We start from the raw sequence: 17062 nt of genomic DNA, 5'->3' as shown, positions 1-17062 counted from the left end.
TTTACGCCTCCTCACTTATGGCCGTTTCGGGTTTGCCGGTCTTTTTTCTGAAAAGCTTTTCCCGAATATTCGTATGCTCATCCACAAATTTCACCGCAAGGAAAAGAATAATCAACCCCTGAATAACCGAAACAATCTCTTTCGGGACGGTCGAGTAAAGATTGATGTGGTCTGCACCGGTCTTCAAAGCGGAATAGAAAATTGCCGCAACCAAAATGCCGACGGGGGAATGGCCGCCCAGCAGGGCAATCAGCATACCGTCCCAGCCGAGTCCCGGATTACCGGAAAAGCTCAGGGTGTATTTGAACTGCTCGCTCATCATGTAGCCCGCACCGGCCAAGCCGGAAAGCGCACCACTAATGATCATCATGATCATAATCTTTTTGTGCACTTTCATGCCCGTTGCTTCCGCGAATTCCGGATTTTTCCCAATGGCGGTGATTTCGTAACCCAGCTTTGATTTGTTCATGACAACATACATAACGATGAATACAAGAATCGCGATAAAAAAGAACATAGTAAGCTTGGAGTTCCCAAAGCGGGGAAACATTGCATTCTCCTTGATAATCGGCGTGCAAACGTATCCGGAGCTGTAGTCACGGAACACGCCGGTCGCAAGGAATTCCAGCACCTTGATCATCGCATAGTTGAGCATCAGGGTAACCACCATTTCATTTACATGGCAGTATGCTTTGAGGATTGCCGGAACTAGTGCAAACACAACGCCGCAGATAACGCCCACCGCGAGGCAGAGAAGCTGAGCCGCCGCCGGATTCAGCGAGGCCGGCAGCGAGGTACCGACGATACCGCTGAAAAATGCTCCAAGCAGCAGTTGACCTTCTACGCCCATGTTAAAAATATTCGCCTTAAATGTAACAGCAATCGCAAGGCCGGTCAGAATAAGCGGCGAAGCATAATGCAGCGTGTTCAGAAAACCTTTTACGGTAAACAGAGATTTACCGAGCAGGATTCCATATGTATCCAAGGGATTTTCGCCAATCATCAAAATTACGATTCCGCCGATCACAAACGCCAACAAAACAGGCAGAACCGAATTTACAAGGCGTTTCCCGAAATCCATTCTTTTCATATAAATGCCCCTTTTGCCTTGTTATTTTGAATTCCCGCCATCAGCAGGCCTATTTCGGATCTGCTGACCTCTTTCGGAGAAAGCTCACCGATAATCCTGCCTTTGTACATAACGATGATCCGGTCGGACAGGCTCATGACCTCCGACAGTTCACTAGAAATCAACAGGACCGCATTGCCTTTATTGCGGAAATCCAAAATCTGTTTATGGATAAATTCAATAGAGCCGATATCGACGCCGCGCGTTGGCTGGCAGGCTATTAAAAGCTTTGGATTGCTTTCAAACTCTCTCGCAATAATAATTTTCTGCGCGTTTCCGCCGGAAAGCTGGCCAACATTGCCGTTGATATCGCCCACACGAATATCAAAATCCTTTACAAAACGATCTCTTTTGCAGCTTATGTTCTTTCTGTCCAGCAGACCGAATTTACAGACATCCGGGACGCTGTGATAACCAGCGATACAGTTATCCGCAATACTCATTGTGCCGCAAAGGCCCTGTGCATACCGGTCCTCCGGGATAATCCCCAAACCGTTTTGCCGCAGTTCGTCCGGCCACTTATCTGTAACATCCTTGCCATATATGGAAACCTTACCTTTGGTCGTTTTCATAAGGCCTGTCAGCACTTTCACCAGTTCCGACTGGCCATTTCCTTCCACACCGGCCACACCGAGGATTTCGCCCTTATGCACACAGAAGGAAATATTCTGAAGAACTTCCTTCCCATAATCGTTAATCGTGCAGACATCCTCTACCTGGTAGGCAATTTCCTCCGATGCTTTGTTTTCCGCCGTATTCTGTACGGTCAGAACAACTTCCCTGCCCACCATCATTTGCGCCAGTTCTTCTTCCGAAGTATCCTTGGTCAACACATTTCCTACGACCTTGCCCTGCTTGATAACCGTAACACTATCACTCAATTCCATCACTTCACGAAGCTTATGGGTGATGACAATGATTGTCTTGCCTTGTGCGCGCAGTTCCTTCAGGTTTACAAAAAGCTCGTCCACTTCCTGCGGGGTCAATACTGCGGTCGGTTCGTCGAGGATCAGGATATCGACGTTACGGTACAGCATCTTGAGGATTTCCACCCGTTGCCTTCCGCCAACGGAGATATCCTCGATTTTATCAGTAGGATCCAGTTCAAACTTATATTTTTCAATCAGCTTTTTGACTTCGTCAATTTCCTTTTTCCGATCAATAATTGGTGATTTTGAAGATTTTTTCAATTCCGCGCCAAGTAGGATGTTTTCATAAACGGTAAGGCTGGGCACCAGCTTAAAATGCTGGTGCACCATACCCAACCCGTGTGCAATGGCATCCATCGGCCCATTGATCACAGTCTCTTTTTCATGGAGCAATATTTTTCCGCTTGTGGGACGTAGCAATCCATAAAGCATATTCATCAAAGTGGATTTCCCCGCGCCATTTTCACCTACTATGCATTTAATCTCCTGTTTTTCTACTGAAATGTTAATCCTGTCATTTGCAGTAAAATCACCGAATTTTTTGGTTAGATCGATCGTCTTAATGATGCTCATTTCAATCTACGCCCCTTGCATCGTTTTCGTTATTTTATATTTACATTCGGGCAGGCGGACGCGTCAAACTTCTCGCCGGCCTGTGCGTTGACTACTTTGATCTCCGAACCGATTTTGCTTTCGATCTGGGCAATCTTTGCTTTTATTTCGTCCCACTTGGCTTTTGCCGCGTCGGTGGAAGCGATATGCTTACTAATTTCGGACAAATCCGTAATGCCGGTGGCACCCGAAGACAGGGAATAAGACTGTAAGTTTTCCATAGAAGAAAGTTTGTTTTCAACCAACGCGGTGCAGATTGTCACAACCGGAACGTTGGTATTTTTCAGAACGCTTGTAAGGACGTAACCGGGCTGCTGATTGTCTTTGTTCGCATCGACCTGAATCGCCAGTCTGCCTACTTCCTTTGCTTTGGAGGTGATCCCTTCGCCGACGCCGCCTGCCACACCGTAAACGATGTTGGCGCCCTTATCATAGTACGTGCCCGCTACTGTGCTACCGAGCGCGGAATCCGTAAAGCCCGCATCGTATTTTGCATAATAGTCATACTTTACACCGAGCTCTTTGGCCATATAGTTGATACCCTGGATATAGCCATAGGAGAATACGGTAATACCGTTGGAGTTTGTGCCGCCGATAAAGCCGATTGCACGACCGCCGCTGGCCGGATCCTTAAACTTGTATCCGTCCGCGAAGAGTGTTTTGGCATTCTCATTGACCAGTACGCTTAAGCTGCCTGCAAGGAAAGAAGCTTCATGAACGTCGAACATAACGGAAATAACATTTTTGTATTTTACATCACCGCTCGAAGTCACATTCGGATTATCGTTGAATACAACAAATGTGGTGTCCGGATAGCTTTCCGCGATCGGTTTCGCGCCGCCCACGCCTTTGATTAAAGCGTCGAAATCATATTCCAGGCTAAAGATTACATTGTAACCGTCGTCCGCCAGCGCTTCCAAGGCTGCCGGAACACCGTTTGTGGGTTCCACTACCTTGTACTGAATGCCGAACTTCTCTGCTGCTTCCTTTGCGCCGTTCACAGCGGCCTGATTGTAGCCGTTATCGTTCTGCCCTGCGGCATCGCAGACAATTGCGATTTTCTTGTCGCTTTTTGCGGGTGTGGAAGCCACGCCGCTTGAAACAGACGTATTGCTGCCGCAGCCGGTCAGAGCTGACAGGCCCATCATTGCCGCCATTGCAAAACATAAGACCTTTTTCAATGTTCTTTTCATTGCGATTCTCCTTTTATTTAAATAAAAAAATAGGGGGACATATGAAAGGGGCTCACTTTACCTGATTGATATAGAATTTAAATTTGTCGCTGCGATAGCAGCATTTAAAATTTTCAATCGGGATTTCTTTTCCATTTGAAATGCCATACGTAATACAGCCAAACAGAAGAATGGGTTTTCCGGGTTCCACATCCAGATATTCGGCAATCTTGTCTTTCGCCAGAATGGCTTCGACGGACCGCTTCGCTTTCGTGATTTTAATATCATACTTTTCTTCCAGTACTTTATACAGGGATTCTTTTGAAAAATCGTACTTCTCAATGCCGGGGAACAGCTTATAGGGAAGATAGGTTACGGTATGGTTGATGGGTTCGCTGTCCGCATAGTAAACCCTTTCCAGCCGGAATACCTTTTCGTTTTTTCCAAGTTCCAAATTGCGGCATCTTTTGTTATCCGCTTCAAGAACAGAGGCCGAAATGACTTTCCTGCTGGGTGTCATCCCCAGATTGATAACATCCTGCGTACAGCTTGTAATCGAAATTAAGTCCTGGCTATACGCATCCGACTTCACAAACGTTCCTTTGCCCTGCACCTTGTACAGGTATCCTTCATTCACCAGCTCATCGATTGCTTTGCGAACGGTGATGCGGCTTACATCGTACTGCTGGATTAATTCCCGTTCGCTTGGAATCATCTCGTTTGCTTTAAACTCTTCTTGATCAATCTTTTCAATCAATTTTTGCTTCAAAATATAATATTTTGGAAGCATAATTTGGTCCATAAGCGCTCCTCCTAATCATGACATCATGTCATCATAACCAGTTACGAGTTCATTATACTCAGATTTCAATTGTAGTCAACAGATATAAAGCATAAATAACGACAATATTTTTTGTTAAATAACACAGAAAACGCATGTAATTTCATGAAACAAATAACATTCTTCTTTTCATAATTCAAAACAATCAAATTGTCCGGTTATGTGAACACCATTAAAACCGCTGGCAGTATAACCACTTTCATCACTCATTATGCCATATGAGCATGCGCTTGCAACAATCCTTCTCACCCCTGCCCTCTCCCGCGCAAAAAGCAAATTAAAAATCGAAAGCATTTTGGGGCTTCCCCCCTCCCTACCAATTGTTCACGGAAGCTGTCTGGCTTCTCTTTGAAACCGATATGACAGAATTTCGGGTAAGGTTTAGTCCGCATTTTTGCTCAACGCTAAAACTTTTTTATTTCCGGCATATCCAGGGGTTTTCGAATTAAAAAAATAAAGGCCGGATTCACATCCAGCCTTTAAATAAAACTCTATCTTATAGCAAAATCTCCGCATCAACCGCCATAACTCCACATGGGAACACACCGGGCAATACCACAGCCCCCATTCCCTGACCTTCCGGGTTTCCATTATTTATTCATTGTTTCCGGCGATACAAATCTTTTATAATAACTAGGAAAACGCTAAGCCAAGCCAGCCAGCTTTGGAAAATAGATGGAATGATTGATGACAGAGAGGTATTCAGTAGTGCTAAAATGGAAAAAGGGATGTTCCGCCTTACTCATCTTTGTGTTGATGGTAAGTATCACTTCCGGTTCGCAGCTCGCCGAAGGAGGGGCGGTGAAAAGCGGAACATCCACCAAGACAAACGAGACGACCCGCGCAGGTACCGTTACGGCAAACCCGTTGTATGTTCACGAAACCTATGCCGAAACATCCAGGGTTATTGGTTCCCTTCCGCAAGGCGTCACCGCATACATAATGAACAGCTACCAGGGATGGCACAAAATTACATTCAACAACGGAACAGGCTGGGTTTACGGGGCATACCTTAAAAATATTCACGCGGTGAACAGCCCGTCGAGTTCCGTTCCCAGTTCTTCTGCAACCGGTTCTTCCTCCTCATCCGGTTCCTCCGCACCAACATCGAGCGGCACCGCAAGCACATCGAGATCATCCGCTACTTCCTCAAAACCGGCGGCAAAATTGCCGGCTTCGGCGCTGCCGTCAAAAATAACGGCAGGTTATTATGCCAACTGGTCGGCCCACAGCGGCTTTACACCCGATAAAATCAAGGCTTCCATGATAAATGTCGTACACTATGCCTTTGCGGATATTGACGCAAATTTGAAAATCGCGGTGAATGACCCTTCTGTTGACTACGCGAATTTCAGAAAGCTCACAGCTCTTAAAAAGAAACATCCCCGTCTGAAAACCCTTATCACCATTGGCGGGTGGGACGGCTCCGCCCGGTTTTCGGATGCCGCCCTTACCGATGCGAGGCGCAAAGCCTTTGCAAAAAGTTGTGTAGCTTTTATTAAGGAGTACGGTTTCGACGGAGTGGATATTGACTGGGAATATCCAGTTAGCGGCGGCGCTGCCGGCCGGGCTGCGGATAAAACAAATTTCACCCTGCTTATGCGGGCCCTGCGCTCCGCGCTGAACGCCCAGGCGGCCGCCGACGGCAAATACTATTACCTGACCTTTGCGGGCGGTTCCTCGGACAGTTATACCCGCAATGTTCAGCTTTCGCAGCTTGCAAGCTGTGTCGATTACGCGGTCGATATGACTTACGATATGCACGGGCCGTGGGATACCTACTCTGATCTGAACGCACCGCTCTATACCCCGACGGATTCCTCCCCGCAGTATAAGGCTAGCGTTGTTTCTTCCCTACAGGCGTGGCAAAACGCGGGCTTCCCCGCAAAGAAGCTTGTCATGGGATTGCCGTTCTACGGTTATCTATACAACGGAGTAAGCGCAGAAAACAACGGGCTTTATTCCCGGTTCACAAGCGCGAAAGCAATCGGTTATGATTCGATTGTTTCGAATTACCTGTCAAAGGGACTGCTGTCGAGTTTTTATCCGTCCGAAGCGAAGGTTCCGACCCTGTCCGGCGGCAGTACGTTTATTAGCTACGACGATGTTTCCTCAATTGCCTTAAAGGCGCAGTATTCCGCTTCGCACGGTCTGAAAGGCGTGGCGGCGTGGGAACTAAGCTACGACCGAAATAACACGCTGCTGTCTGCGGCTTATAATAATCTTCACTAATCCACAACATTCCCCTGGCCGCTTATCTACTCCGACGGCAGGGGAATGGATCGGTATATGAAGAAAGTCCTGATCGAAACCATAGGAAACGGATTCATGGGCAAACAATCCTTTTAAAAGCCTATCTGAATTCTAATAACAGCAGGAAGCAACGTTATACCATTTTCCTGCGGAATGCCCAAACACAAGCCAGCCGATTACCATTCGAGGATGAAAGCAAAAAGTACCGTATTTTCTGCGCCAGCCATGACGGCTTATCATTCATTGACAATGAAATCTTGCAATTTATTCAGGATCTCCTTGTCGTCGGAGTGAATATTTAGTTGAATCGGCTTTGTTAAATCCAGGCTGAAAATTCCCATAATAGACTTTGCGTCAAGAATATAAACTCCTTCGACGAGTTCGCAATTGAGATTCTCCTTCGTAATAATGGAGGAGAATTTTTTTACTTTATCCACGCTATCGATTCGTATTTTTACAGAAATCATACTATATCCCCTACTTTTCTACTTAATCAGCTGGCTATCGTTCACACGGTCAATAATTTTCTGTTTGAAATTAATGACCTTATGTTCATATTCCTGATTCATCAGCGGAGAACGGATCATAAAATCGGCAGTTGCCTTATTATTTGCAATAGGAATATCATAAACCTGAGCAATCCTTAACAACGCCTTTACATCCGGATCATGCGGCTGTGCCTCCAATGGGTCGGAAAAAAATATGATGAAATTGATTACACCCTCTACAATCTTGGCCCCGATTTGCTGGTCGCCACCCAAAGGGCCGCTGTTATAACCCTTTACGGGAAGTCCGGTTTTTTCCGCAATCAGCCTTGCCGTTGTTCCGGTTCCGCATAAGAAATGGTTTCTGAGGATATCCTGATTTTCCGCACACCATTCGATTAGTTCGCGCTTTTTCCCATCATGGGCAATTAACGCGATGTTTTTTTGTTTTCCAATGGTAAATGTAATAAATCCGTTATCCATCAATTTTCCCCTACCTCATTTCAAAATCATTTTTCATTATTTTACCACATGTTATACATCATATAATGATTATTCCGCTATAACACAAAAGATATTTCCAGAGTGCAAATTATCGGTATGACCCGTTCGCCCGGCAAGTGCATGGTACTGGGTTGGCTGGAGCGATGAATGGTTTCATGAAATTCAATGTTCTGTATGCAAAGAAAACATTGTGGAAAAAAAACTAAATTTTGTCCTAATTGTGGTGTTCATAACGTCAGGCGTCCGTTTGATAAAGCTCTATTACATAAATGGAAAATATTTACAATTTTAGTATTGACAAATTAGAATTTTAATATAGAATAAAGTTGGTTGGTACCAACATCGTTTTTCTTGCCATCTTTAGAAAATTGATAGCACTTTCGTGAAGTCTTAAGAAATAAAATATTGAAAGGAGCTCTACCCCTATGAAAAAACTATTAAGCTTAGTTTTGGTTGCTGTCCTTCTCCTGTCGGCGTCGTCAAGTGCTTTTGCTGCAACAAAAGATGTTGATACGAATTCTAAGTATTCGGTGGTTAATAATACTAGCTTTCAAATCGAAAATGATTATGTTAAAGCTTTTGTAAAACATATGCATAATACCGATATTAGCATTTCTGGTGGTAAAACACTAAAAGATGGTAATGGTCATAATGCATTTCTGTGTGTAACATTTAAGGCAAATCAAAAGGACGGATATGCAATTGTAAATTTAGCAGACTTGAAAATCATAGAATTATCATTAAACCATAGCACACCATTTAGCATTGCCGATGATATTATTTATATGGGTCCGTTAGATTATATCAAGGTTAAAGGCGGTAAAGGAGTTAATATTAGAACAAATCACGTTATACCGTTAGCGGAATTGTCTTCCGGCCCACAAACTAAATCCGGAACGATAGATAATGCAATAAAACAAACTATGATTGAAAAATTATCCAATAATCCCAGATCCGCTACACGAGTATCTATACCCGGCGCTGGGGATCCCTCTTGGGCTTTTAATGCCGGAAGTTACTATGGGGACTGTGGGATTAATGGTTTGGCAATGCTTGAGAAATGGTATGATAAATATGTAAGCAACAATTATTTGCCAAGTAGTTTATCTTCAGAAAAACAAATTAAACGTTCAATTTATAATACATGTATATCTAGTGGGTACCCAACTACTGGAATCAGTGAGAGACTTATGGCATCATTAATAACAGCATATTCGAAAAGTGTTGGTCAAAACGGTTATTATCTTTATGCAGTAGATTCCCCGTATGATTGGGCTAGCGTTTGTAAAAGAGTGGAGGATAATCTACCAACATTACTATCAACTGAACCCGGAACACCCAAGTATAATTATCACTATGTGGTCTCAGTTGGGTATGCGGATGATGGGGATCCTAGTAACAATCAGCTTTATATTAATGATGGATGGAAAAATTATGTCTGGCTCTCATCATCATATTTACATGAGATGCTGCCGACTTATTAAGGGGGAGATTCATAATAGTACATTTGAACAAACGCAAAATCTTAGTTGTGTTTACCTGTCTTTTTATAACTATTGGAGGGATCGCTGCTATGGTTGTTAATCAAAGCAACAAAAGCAAATCTGAGAATTCTATTAAGCTACGCCAACTATTTTCCCAACCACAATGGAAAGAGATCCCTGTTCAGAACGGAATTTCGAAGTGGAGCATGAAGCCTCTTTTGGACGATAGCAAACCCCAGAAAGAAGCAGCCCGAGCGGCAAGCAAACGTGCCGGAATCGAACATCCTGTTCTTCCCTATTTTGACCAGGATCCTCCGGATCCTAAAGCCTTTTATTTTCACGCACAGCTTCATTATAGCCTGACAGAAACACTTGGTTATGAATTGCGATTCGTTGCTTTTGCCAATTACGATACACTTCAAGCTTACAGCATTTGGGTATCAGCCGTCCCGCAACGGTTCGACGGTAATAATTGGATCAATATGCCGGATCAAAAAGAATTTATTTATTCTGTCAATGATAGCCCGGAGAAGATAAAAGAGGAGATGGAACAATATTTTCAATTAAAGGGGCTATTGAAACCTGGCAATGTATCCTAAGCGAAGATCATGTCTTGTCCTATTGGGTTATATAAATCGATAGGAGTAAATCATCATAGTCGAATAGTCGTGGTTTCCATAAAAGGACTTTTTAACGGCTCATTTTATCTCGCTAAATTAATAAGTCTTTTTATTGTGCCCGGCTCGCTCACCAGCACAATGGTACTACCGAAAAAAGGGAAACTACCTGCTTTTGCGGTTAGTTTCCCTTTTTGTTGTGTAACAAATACCACCGGCTGTGCCATAAGGTCAGAAGAGCTTTCGTATTCACATGCCTTGTATCACTACCACCGAAGATGTGTGTTCAGGCTTTGACGCTACTAGTGTAGACATTACCTATCAGAAATACTAAGGAAGACGCTGATCCTACCTGTTATTTATTTCCAATATGATTCATGTTTTCCAAAGCAATTCGAAGAAGGCGGCTAAATTCTTTCTGTTCATTTTCCGACATACCTGATTGACAAGCAAACTTGTAGTGATAGATTAATACCAGAACATAAAATTCTAATAGGTACATGCCTAATCGTAATGACAGGTAAGTCACAAATTTTTACAATTTTATATTGACACTTTTCGATTTGAAGCATATAATGTATCATATCGAAGACTTTAGATTTGAGGAAGTGCTATGGACTACTATTTGGATAACACAAAAGTGTTTAAAGCGTTGGGAGATCCCAAAAGAGCGATGATCGTAGATATGCTTTCCTGCGGGGAACTTTGTGCCTGCAAGATTCTGGAGAAGTTTGAAATGTCCCAATCCACATTGTCTCATCACATGAAAACTCTGTGTGGATGTGGGATTGTTAAAGCGCGGGAAGAAGGTAAATGGACGTATTACTCGCTGGATGATGATACTATCCGTAAAACGAAGCAATTTTTCTGTGCGATCACATCCGATAAGGAGAATTGTATTTGCAGAGAAAACGCAAACTGTTGTAAGGGATGTAATGAAAATGAGTAAATGTTGTTGTTCATCCGAAAACTGTTGCCAGCCGCAACCGAAAAAGCCGATTAACATCGATTTTCTATATCTGGACCACGACCATATGCGGCAGATGCCAGAATACTGAAAAGGTACTGGACGAAGCGGTTTCCAGTATAGCCGTGGTGCTTAATGCGGCGGGATATAAAGTCAAGGTAAACAAAGTAAATATTGCAACGAAAGAGTTGGCGATTCAATATCAATTTATCAGTTCGCCGACCATCCGCGTAAATGGAAATGATATCGCTGTAGAGCTTAGAGAATCACTTTGCGAGGATTGTGGAACGCTTTGTGGAGAGAATGTTGACTGCCGCGTATGGGTATATAATGGAGTCGAATACACATCCCCTACAAAGGAATTGATTGTAGACGCAATCCTGCGCGAGGTATATAACGCTGGAAAACATGAGCCTGAGCGCAAAGCCTATCAGCTTCCTGAAAATCTTGAAAAATATTTTATATCCAAGGCACATAAGGATGAAACTGAACTGTATGAAAAAAGCGGTAATATGATATGAGCTGAGAAAAAACACAAGGAATTCTGTTCGGCCCCGATTCACCTGTTGTGCTGGCCTGCGCGGTTGGCGTATTGACGGAAGTTCCGATAATATGTACGCTAGTACATTTATCACCCGCCATTGGTTTCCCGACCGGCGGTTGGTAACAAATAAATGATATTAAAGGAGTTATTTACTATGAAAAAAATGAAAATATTCGAACCAGCCATGTGCTGCCCAACCGGACTCTGCGGTGTGGGCGTCGACCCAGAACTTATGCGTATCTCTACAGTGCTTGACACGTTAAAAAAGCATGGTGTAATTGTTGATCGCTTCAACCTTAACAGCGCACCTGCCGAATTTATCAAAGACAAAACCATTAACGCCTATATCAATGAAAAAGGAACAAGGGGATTGCCAGCAGTAATAGTTGACGGCAAGATTGTCATTACAGGCCGATACCCCACTAACAAAGAATTTACGAAGCTGCTAGATCTTCCCGAAGATGTGTTGGAAGCCAAAAGCCAGCCTATTAAGGTAAAGGTTACTAAGAAAAATTCCGGCGGTTGTAATTGCAAGGGAGGTTGCTGTTAAATTGAATTTATTCGACCCGCAAAAGATCAAATTAACGAAATACCTTTTCTATACCGGCAAGGGCGGGGTTGGTAAAACCAGCGTCGCCTGTGCCACCGCCGTATCACTTGCGGATAGCGGCAAACGTGTGCTGCTTATCAGCACCGACCCGGCTTCCAACCTGCAGGACGTGTTCTCTATGGAACTGTCTAACAAGGGTACTCCTATCCCCGGTGTACCAAATTTATATGTGGCCAACCTTGACCCTATACAGGCCGCAGCTGAATATCGGGAGAGCGTAATCGCACCTTATCGGGGCAAGCTGCCAGCATCCGTTATCGCAAATATGGAGGAGCAGCTTTCCGGCTCCTGCACCATAGAAATAGCGGCGTTTAATGAGTTCTCCAATTTCATAACAGACGCAAAGGTTCAGCAGGAGTATGACCATATTATTTTCGATACTGCTCCTACCGGCCACACCCTGCGAATGCTTCAGCTTCCTTCTGCTTGGAGCAATTTTATAAGTGAAAGCACTCATGGCGCATCCTGCCTCGGCCAACTTTCCGGTTTAGAGAGCAAAAAAGCGATCTACAAGCAAGCCGTGAAAACGCTGGCAGACGGGGACCTGACCACTCTGATTCTTGTTACCCGTCCCGAAACCGCACCGTTTAAAGAAGCAGAACGGGCTTCCGGTGAATTGTCTGCATTGGGTGTTAACAATCAAATACTGGTTATAAATGGACTATTGTTGGAACATACAGATACCCTTTCTTCCAGCCTTTACGAAAAACAGCAAACAGCTATTTCGGCTATACCGGAAAAATTAAAGACTTTACCAATCTTTATGGTACCGTTGCGATCCTATAACGTAACCGGCTTGGAAAATGTGCGTGCTTTGCTTACTACCAATTATGTGTCCACTAAGCCACGGAAGTTAAATACTGACCATATTCCCTCACTCAGCAATATGATCGATGAACTGGCAGCAGAGGGCAAGCGCGTCATATTTACGATGGGCAAAGGCGGAGTTGGTAAAACAACCGTTGCGGCTGCTGTTGCGCTCGGCCTTGCAAAGCGAGGTAAGAAAGTCCACCTTACCACTACTGACCCGGCTGCGCATCTAAAATTTGTGATAGACGAAACCTGCGGTATATCCATGAGCCATATTGATGAAACCAAGGAACTCAAAAAGTATCAGCAGGAGGTGCTCTCCAAAGCGCGCGCATCCGGTATGAGTGACGAGGATATTGCCTATATCGAAGAAGATCTCCGTTCACCCTGTACGCAGGAGATAGCTGTTTTCCGCGCTTTTGCGGAGATAGTTAACATGGCAGACGATCGAGTGGTTGTCATAGACACAGCTCCCACGGGACACACTCTGCTCCTATTGGAGTCAACGCAGAGTTATAATCATGAAATTGAGCGCACTAAAGGCGAAATACCCGAATCGGTGGCACGGCTGTTGCCACGGCTGAAATCAGACGAAACTGAGGTCATTATAGTAACCTTACCCGAAGCAACTCCGGTCTATGAGGCTCTTCGTCTTGAGGAGGATTTAAAGCGTGCAGGCATTGCCGCCAAGTGGTGGGTGGTCAATCAGTCACTTTATGGCACGGATACTTCGAGTCCCATACTGACAGCTAAGGCTGCTGGCGAAATAGAATGGCTCAACCACATCAACGAACACGCAAATGGGAAATTCGTACTGATTTCATGGCATCCTGAGGATATCAAAGGTGACCGTTTGTTGGAACTGTGAGGAAAACAAAATAATAAAAGTCGCATTTCTGTCACCGTCAAATCGTGAACCATAGTATGCTTGGTGCTGAATACGGCACATCTTTTCTATTGCCGTGCTTAATGGTTAAAAAATCCTCGATGGGAATACCTATGGGAGGACAATGCGCCCTGAAATCCAAAACTTTATACGATACAAAAAGCAAACAACGAAATTAATGAAACCTCTGTAACGGGACTGTCTTCCCTGTCGCAGAGGTTTTATCGTTTTCAATAGAGCAGCTAAAAAAAATAAACAATAGGAGGAATCAAATTGCCCGGCACAAGAATTGTATGAAACTCCCGGTGCTTCCATATCGCCAAAACCTGGGTCTCTGCGGATAAACAAAAAGCAGCCACAGGAAGCGAATCGTCCGTTAAACGGTTAGCTTTTATGCTCCATAAGGTACAATATGTAAGAATGCAGGAAATTGGAAAAATCAAGATTATTACCAGCAAACCGGCATATCAGAGAAACTTAAAGCATATTCAAAAATGTTTATTTTTTAACCGGTATAGGAAATGTCCGAATTCTGCCTACTGTATCTTTCATAAGATATCCGCAGAGCCAAGGCAATTCTATTACATCGAATTTTCTATACCTTGATATCAAATTAAAAAAGGAGAGATTTTTATGGCAAAGGAAAGACTATGTTACGGGTCGGACGGTTTAGACGCAACTGATATCCCGGAATCAGAGGAATTTCTGAACGCCTGCATGTACACTCACTTACCAATAACGCAGGAGGGACGCGAAGCGGAGGTCGATCGGGAGTATGCCACGAGCTTGCGGTCCGTTCCGTATTGCTTGGTACGCTGGGCATACGGAAACTTACGACGATTGGCATATCGGACCTAAACTGGTGGATTAAAATATGACACAGAGGCTTCCCTGTTAATTATCAGGGAAAACAAATTAAAACCGGCCTTCTGCCATAATTATTTCATCCAGTTAGGGCAGGAAAAGGAGGAGCCGTTATGGGATTACAATTTACAGTAGAAATGAAAATGTCAATGCAGGAGAGACGAAAATGAACATATATCATTTTTGTGCGGCACAGCACAAAGACAGCATCATGCACGAGGGACTTACGCTGGGGCAATTTCCGAAACTTGTAGACGGCGTGTATAAGCTCATACCGCGTTGTCAATGGCTCACTACAGAGCCTGACCCACGCAAGCAAAGCTGGGCAACCCGAAACTTAATCGATTATAGCCGCACAGCGTATAGGCTGACCGTTAATATACCAGACAACTATCGCAAAAAGCTTATACGGGCGATTGATTTTGTGGCAGATATGCCGGAAGAAGCTCAACAGATTGTGACAGGGTGGGATGGCAGCGACAAATGGTATATTTATCGCGGTATTATTCCAGCAAAGTGGATTGTGGGCTGCCACAGAATGGAAGGCGGATGATCATGTCTGAAATGACGCCTAGGTCATCAGGGAAGTTTTCCTCAAAATAATCGTACTCGATCTGCTCTTTTAGCTCAGGATGGGATTCCCGTTCGTCTGGTTCTCGATAAGAATTGCCTTGCAAAGCGAGAGCCGAAATCCGTTCCGTATAACTCGGGTTAGCCATCGGGTTATTCGCCAGGATCCATAAATACATAAAAACAGGAAGAAAAGATAATACCAGTACTTCCACAAAGAATGAAATGCCTACCACCTTGACCGTATTGGTCACACCGGAGCAGAAAAAAACCTCATCGACTATAACGCTAACGACACCATCCACGCATCCCTTGTTTACCGGGGAGACGAGAAAACAGCGCGGAAATTTATAGACGCACAGGACCAGTACCTTGCATCCAAACAGGGAGGAAAAACAAATGAACAATAATCAGGTTCTTGCGATTTGGGGCAGCCCGGATAGTGGAAAAACCACCCTTTCTGTGAAGATCGCAAAAGGACTGGAAGCAATAAAACGGAGCGTTGCGATCGTCACCTGTGATGAAGAAACGCCATGCTTCCAGTCCTGACTCCTGCCGGGAAGCAGAATCACCCCTCTTTAGGTGAATTGTTGTCACAGTCCCGGATTTCCCAGACAGACATCTTAAAATATTCCGCACCATATGGGGACGAGATCAGTCTTATTGGCTATCGTTTGGAAGAAAATGAAACAACCTATCCTATTGTGGCGAAGCTCTCCAAAATGCGTACGGTTTCCGAGGAACTCGACTATGAAATGTATAAAGAAATAAAAATGTATTTATCTGTGCTTGCAATCATTGGAGGGATTATTCTGGCCGCATGCGCTTTGAATAATGACTGGAAAGGGTTTCTGTTTTGCACAACCAAGGGGAAGATTTCCTTGTCTATTACGGCTCTTGTGATTTTTGTAACCCTTATACGCGTTATCCGGCTGACTAAGCCGGTTGAATTCAGGAGGTAGATTTTATGTATATGCCTATATCATTGTATTCAAAAACCGTATGATGCCACTAACTTACCCGACCGCATTTGAGGATGGATGCTTGGTACTTGAGTAAATACATATGTTCTAGCAAGATTGCAATATATTCGTGCTGATTTTCATTTGCACATTGCAAAGCCACTAAAAATTGTCCAGTTTCCAGCCACTTTTTGCGCTATTTTATTATTGTTTGAACGTGCGGCTGCTAGCACAATTATGATTTAAAAGCACTAATATCAAATTTTTCGATATAGCGATATATCTGAATGCAGAGAATACAAAAACACTAGAATAAAATAAAAGACCGGAATAAATACGGTCTTTCAAACGATATATTGTTAAATTTTCCTTGCAATTTTTGTTTTTCCAACGTTACTGTATTGGGGGCAGCTTCCAGAGAACCTAGGAGAGGAACCTTTATTCCTATGTGATTGCGCCAACAATCCTTTGTGATACATAAAAATTATTTGATAACAAGGGTAAAAGCATATACTTTTACCCTTTATCATTCATGGTCGAGGTGACTGGATTCGAACCAGCGGCCTCTACGTCCCGAACGTAGCGCTCTACCAAGCTGAGCCACACCTCGAAAAATCGGCCCTCTTTGGGGCCATGGCTGCGGAAGAAGGATTCGAACCCTCACAAACAGAGTCAGAGTCTGTCGTGCTACCCTTACACAATTCCGCATCAAAATATCGGCAACTTATAATGACTTTATGGCTTTGTCACACCATATATTGTATTCCGTTCACCCCGTCAATACCTAACCTATATCGTAATGGGGGCTAACGTGTCAGCGAGA

17 protein-coding genes and 2 tRNA genes are annotated in these 17062 nt (G+C 43.9%); 10 read left to right on the top strand and 9 right to left on the bottom strand.

All coding sequences use genetic code 11. From position 1 onward, the window contains the following. Position 1: 1 nt before the first annotated feature. Genes P9B68_RS04235 through P9B68_RS04220 form a run of 4 tightly spaced genes read right to left on the bottom strand, consistent with a single transcriptional unit; the run spans position 2 to position 4644 of the window. On the bottom strand, positions 2-1090 hold the full coding sequence (locus P9B68_RS04235) for an ABC transporter permease (RefSeq protein ID WP_135659701.1): 1089 nt from the start codon (positions 1088-1090) through the stop codon (positions 2-4). Continuing rightward, positions 1087-2631: an ABC transporter ATP-binding protein gene (locus P9B68_RS04230; protein ID WP_135659703.1), complete on the bottom strand. Its 1545-nt coding sequence runs from the start codon at positions 2629-2631 to the stop codon at positions 1087-1089. The genes P9B68_RS04235 and P9B68_RS04230 overlap by 4 nt, the downstream gene beginning before the upstream one ends. A 29-nt stretch (positions 2632-2660) precedes the next feature. Then, positions 2661-3863 carry a BMP family lipoprotein gene (locus tag P9B68_RS04225; protein WP_277668506.1) on the bottom strand — a complete coding sequence of 401 codons (1203 nt, stop codon included), beginning with the start codon at positions 3861-3863 and terminating at the stop codon, positions 2661-2663. 52 nt (positions 3864-3915) lie between these two features. After that, on the bottom strand, positions 3916-4644 hold the full coding sequence (locus P9B68_RS04220) for a GntR family transcriptional regulator (protein WP_135659707.1): 729 nt from the start codon (positions 4642-4644) through the stop codon (positions 3916-3918). Positions 4645-5391: 747 nt separating this feature from the next. On the opposite strand from P9B68_RS04220, the gene P9B68_RS04215 reads away from it, so the two are divergent. Then, positions 5392-6915, top strand: coding sequence for a glycosyl hydrolase family 18 protein (locus P9B68_RS04215; RefSeq protein ID WP_277668505.1), 1524 nt, complete (start codon positions 5392-5394; stop codon positions 6913-6915). Positions 6916-7172: 257 nt separating this feature from the next. Here the strand turns inward: P9B68_RS04215 and P9B68_RS04210 are convergent, their stop codons facing one another. Together P9B68_RS04210 and P9B68_RS04205 are read right to left on the bottom strand one after the other, a co-directional pair. After that, complete coding sequence (locus tag P9B68_RS04210) at positions 7173-7403, bottom strand: HPr family phosphocarrier protein (RefSeq protein ID WP_135659710.1); 231 nt, start codon at positions 7401-7403, stop codon at positions 7173-7175. Positions 7404-7421: 18 nt separating this feature from the next. Then, complete coding sequence (locus tag P9B68_RS04205) at positions 7422-7904, bottom strand: methylglyoxal synthase (RefSeq protein WP_135659884.1); 483 nt, start codon at positions 7902-7904, stop codon at positions 7422-7424. Positions 7905-8350: 446 nt separating this feature from the next. Between P9B68_RS04205 and P9B68_RS04200 the strand changes: the two genes are divergently transcribed. From P9B68_RS04200 to P9B68_RS04170, 7 genes are all read left to right on the top strand, one after another. Further along, positions 8351-9409: a C39 family peptidase gene (locus tag P9B68_RS04200; protein ID WP_277668504.1), complete on the top strand. Its 1059-nt coding sequence runs from the start codon at positions 8351-8353 to the stop codon at positions 9407-9409. Between the two features lie 89 nt (positions 9410-9498). Beyond that, positions 9499-10008: a hypothetical protein gene (locus tag P9B68_RS04195; RefSeq protein WP_135659714.1), complete on the top strand. Its 510-nt coding sequence runs from the start codon at positions 9499-9501 to the stop codon at positions 10006-10008. A 631-nt stretch (positions 10009-10639) separates the two neighbouring features. Beyond that, positions 10640-10975, top strand: a complete 336-nt coding sequence (locus P9B68_RS04190; RefSeq protein WP_135659715.1) for an ArsR/SmtB family transcription factor — start codon at positions 10640-10642, stop codon at positions 10973-10975. A 59-nt stretch (positions 10976-11034) separates the two neighbouring features. Further along, on the top strand, positions 11035-11514 hold the full coding sequence (locus P9B68_RS04185; RefSeq protein ID WP_330686061.1) for a DUF2703 domain-containing protein: 480 nt from the start codon (positions 11035-11037) through the stop codon (positions 11512-11514). A 177-nt stretch (positions 11515-11691) separates the two neighbouring features. Continuing rightward, positions 11692-12087 carry an arsenite efflux transporter metallochaperone ArsD gene (gene arsD, locus P9B68_RS04180; RefSeq protein WP_135659717.1) on the top strand — a complete coding sequence of 132 codons (396 nt, stop codon included), beginning with the start codon at positions 11692-11694 and terminating at the stop codon, positions 12085-12087. Position 12088: 1 nt separating this feature from the next. Next, positions 12089-13825, top strand: a complete 1737-nt coding sequence (gene arsA, locus P9B68_RS04175) for an arsenical pump-driving ATPase (protein WP_277668503.1) — start codon at positions 12089-12091, stop codon at positions 13823-13825. Positions 13826-14873: 1048 nt separating this feature from the next. After that, on the top strand, positions 14874-15260 hold the full coding sequence (locus P9B68_RS04170; RefSeq protein ID WP_135659723.1) for a beta/alpha barrel domain-containing protein: 387 nt from the start codon (positions 14874-14876) through the stop codon (positions 15258-15260). Here P9B68_RS04170 and P9B68_RS04165 read toward each other — a convergent pair. Further along, complete coding sequence (locus P9B68_RS04165) at positions 15211-15582, bottom strand: hypothetical protein (protein WP_277668502.1); 372 nt, start codon at positions 15580-15582, stop codon at positions 15211-15213. The two genes, P9B68_RS04170 and P9B68_RS04165, sit on opposite strands and share 50 nt — an antisense overlap. Before the next feature lie 94 nt (positions 15583-15676). On the opposite strand from P9B68_RS04165, the gene P9B68_RS04160 reads away from it, so the two are divergent. Together P9B68_RS04160 and P9B68_RS04155 are read left to right on the top strand one after the other, a co-directional pair. Then, on the top strand, positions 15677-15826 hold the full coding sequence (locus P9B68_RS04160; RefSeq protein ID WP_277668501.1) for a P-loop NTPase family protein: 150 nt from the start codon (positions 15677-15679) through the stop codon (positions 15824-15826). After that, positions 15811-16239, top strand: a complete 429-nt coding sequence (locus P9B68_RS04155) for a hypothetical protein (RefSeq protein WP_277668500.1) — start codon at positions 15811-15813, stop codon at positions 16237-16239. The genes P9B68_RS04160 and P9B68_RS04155 overlap by 16 nt, the downstream gene beginning before the upstream one ends. A gap of 533 nt (positions 16240-16772) precedes the next feature. On the opposite strand, the gene P9B68_RS04150 is transcribed toward P9B68_RS04155, so the two are convergent. Together P9B68_RS04150 and P9B68_RS04145 are read right to left on the bottom strand one after the other, a co-directional pair. After that, a tRNA-Pro gene (locus P9B68_RS04150) sits at positions 16773-16849 on the bottom strand. Between the two features lie 24 nt (positions 16850-16873). After that, a tRNA-Gln gene (locus tag P9B68_RS04145) sits at positions 16874-16947 on the bottom strand. Positions 16948-17062 lie beyond the last annotated feature (115 nt).

The organism is Caproiciproducens galactitolivorans, from assembly GCF_029266045.1.
GTDB lineage: Bacteria > Bacillota > Clostridia > Oscillospirales > Acutalibacteraceae > Caproiciproducens > Caproiciproducens galactitolivorans.
Note: the sequence above shows the minus strand (reverse complement) of the source record. Positions and strands in the feature narration are given on the sequence as shown.

Coding starts and splice junctions, on each gene's coding strand:
- P9B68_RS04235 (WP_135659701.1), bottom strand. CDS start 1,090: ATGAAAAGAATGGATTTCGGGAAACGCCTTGTAAATTCGGTTCTGCCT.
- P9B68_RS04230 (WP_135659703.1), bottom strand. CDS start 2,631: ATGAGCATCATTAAGACGATCGATCTAACCAAAAAATTCGGTGATTTT.
- P9B68_RS04225 (WP_277668506.1), bottom strand. CDS start 3,863: ATGAAAAGAACATTGAAAAAGGTCTTATGTTTTGCAATGGCGGCAATG.
- P9B68_RS04220 (WP_135659707.1), bottom strand. CDS start 4,644: ATGGACCAAATTATGCTTCCAAAATATTATATTTTGAAGCAAAAATTG.
- P9B68_RS04210 (WP_135659710.1), bottom strand. CDS start 7,403: ATGATTTCTGTAAAAATACGAATCGATAGCGTGGATAAAGTAAAAAAA.
- P9B68_RS04205 (WP_135659884.1), bottom strand. CDS start 7,904: ATGGATAACGGATTTATTACATTTACCATTGGAAAACAAAAAAACATC.
- P9B68_RS04200 (WP_277668504.1), top strand. CDS start 8,351: ATGAAAAAACTATTAAGCTTAGTTTTGGTTGCTGTCCTTCTCCTGTCG.
- P9B68_RS04195 (WP_135659714.1), top strand. CDS start 9,499: ATGGTTGTTAATCAAAGCAACAAAAGCAAATCTGAGAATTCTATTAAG.
- P9B68_RS04190 (WP_135659715.1), top strand. CDS start 10,640: ATGGACTACTATTTGGATAACACAAAAGTGTTTAAAGCGTTGGGAGAT.
- arsD (WP_135659717.1), top strand. CDS start 11,692: ATGAAAAAAATGAAAATATTCGAACCAGCCATGTGCTGCCCAACCGGA.
- P9B68_RS04170 (WP_135659723.1), top strand. CDS start 14,874: ATGAACATATATCATTTTTGTGCGGCACAGCACAAAGACAGCATCATG.
- P9B68_RS04160 (WP_277668501.1), top strand. CDS start 15,677: ATGAACAATAATCAGGTTCTTGCGATTTGGGGCAGCCCGGATAGTGGA.
- P9B68_RS04155 (WP_277668500.1), top strand. CDS start 15,811: ATGCTTCCAGTCCTGACTCCTGCCGGGAAGCAGAATCACCCCTCTTTA.